Here is a 1,465-nt window from a genome sequence, read left to right as displayed (position 1 = left end):
TTAGCGCATTTGAACTATCTTAACTGCTTTGCGCAGTAACAAAAAGCGGCTCAATGAGGAGCCGCTAGTTTGAACATGGAGTCGCTTATTTGTTTAAATCGATCTGATAAATCGCAAAGCCCACTTCGTCAGTTGCGACGCGTTTCATCGGGTATTGGCCTTTGTCTTGGATAAACTTCGAAGCTTTTTCGCTCGGTGAGGTTTCAAAGCGAATATCCAGTTTTTTGTCTGACTTAATTGGTGCGAACGACCAGTTATTGTCAGCGCTTGGCGTGACTTCGCCTTTTTCCTCACTGACGCGAGAAATGTACGCAGCAACCACAGAACGGTTTTCGTCTGGAGAATCAAATGCAATGAAGTCCGGACCAGTGCCAGGGAAGGTATTGCTGTACGCGCGGTAATTGTTAGTCGCGATGATGAAATCTTGTTTCGGATCAACTGGTTTACCATTGAAAGTCAGATTCACGATACGCTGGGAGTCCGGGTTAATGACTTTACAATTCGCGTCGTACTTCGGTGGTTGAGTGATGTCGATTTGGTATTCCACACCATCAATCACGTCAAAGTTGTACGTACGAAAGTTATCCCAATCAATTAACGATTGTGGCTGAGTCGTATTGACATCAATATGCTTGAATTGGCCCGCGCTGCACTCTAGCCATTCATGTACTTCTTTGCCTTTCACCTTCATTGCGACGAGCGTATTTGGGTATAGGTACAAGTCGGCGGCGTTGCGGAAAGTCAGTTGGCCAGATTCAACCTCAGTGAAGCCGTTCGGATCATCTTTACGTCCGCCCACTTTAAACGGCGCGGCCGCGCTCAAAACTGGAATGTCAGCAAGGTCTGGATCGCCTTGAATGAAACGTTCAACGTAGTCTTTTTGTGCAAGGTTGACGATTTGGATTGTTGGGTCGTCTTGCACCAAAGCCAAGAAGCTGTACATCACGTCATTCGCTTTACCAATTGGTTGGTTAACGAATTTGCGAGTGCTTTTGTGATCGTCTTCGAGTGCTTTAATGATGCCTTGGTCTGCTTCTGCAAGCGATTTCTTAGTCGCTTTGTCGAAAATTGGTCGAGCTTCAGATTGTCCTTCCACTACTTGCCATTGGCCGTCTTTTTGCTCGATGACCAGATCCATGACTCCCACGTGGCTACCCCAACGGCCAGGCATGACGGCAGTGACACCGTTGATGGTGCCTTTGTTGTTGTCTACGCCTTGTAGATTCTCAAATCCTTTGCCTGGGAAGACCGCGTGAGAGTGACCAAACGCAATGGCATCAATGCCTTTTACTTGCGTTAAATAGTACACCGAGTTCTCCGCACCTAGTTTATATGGATCGGTTGAACCCCCTGAATGCGGAATCGCGACAATATTGTCCGCACCTTCCTTCTTCATCTGCGGAATCAGCTTCTCTGCAGTTTCTTTGATGTCTTTGGCAACCACGTTACCTTCAAGATTTTTCTT

General features: G+C 46.9%; 1 protein-coding gene. It reads right to left on the bottom strand.

From position 1 onward, the window contains the following. Nucleotides 1-85: 85 nt before the first annotated feature. Nucleotides 86-1,465: bifunctional 2',3'-cyclic-nucleotide 2'-phosphodiesterase/3'-nucleotidase (locus R7F67_RS24010; RefSeq protein ID WP_318057436.1), on the bottom strand; the 1,380-nt coding region annotated here is incomplete at its 5' end.

Origin of the sequence: Vibrio sp. YT-17 (assembly GCF_033337375.1) — a bacterium.
In the GTDB taxonomy this organism is placed as follows: domain Bacteria; phylum Pseudomonadota; class Gammaproteobacteria; order Enterobacterales; family Vibrionaceae; genus Vibrio; species Vibrio alginolyticus.
Note: the sequence above shows the minus strand (reverse complement) of the source record. Positions and strands in the feature narration are given on the sequence as shown.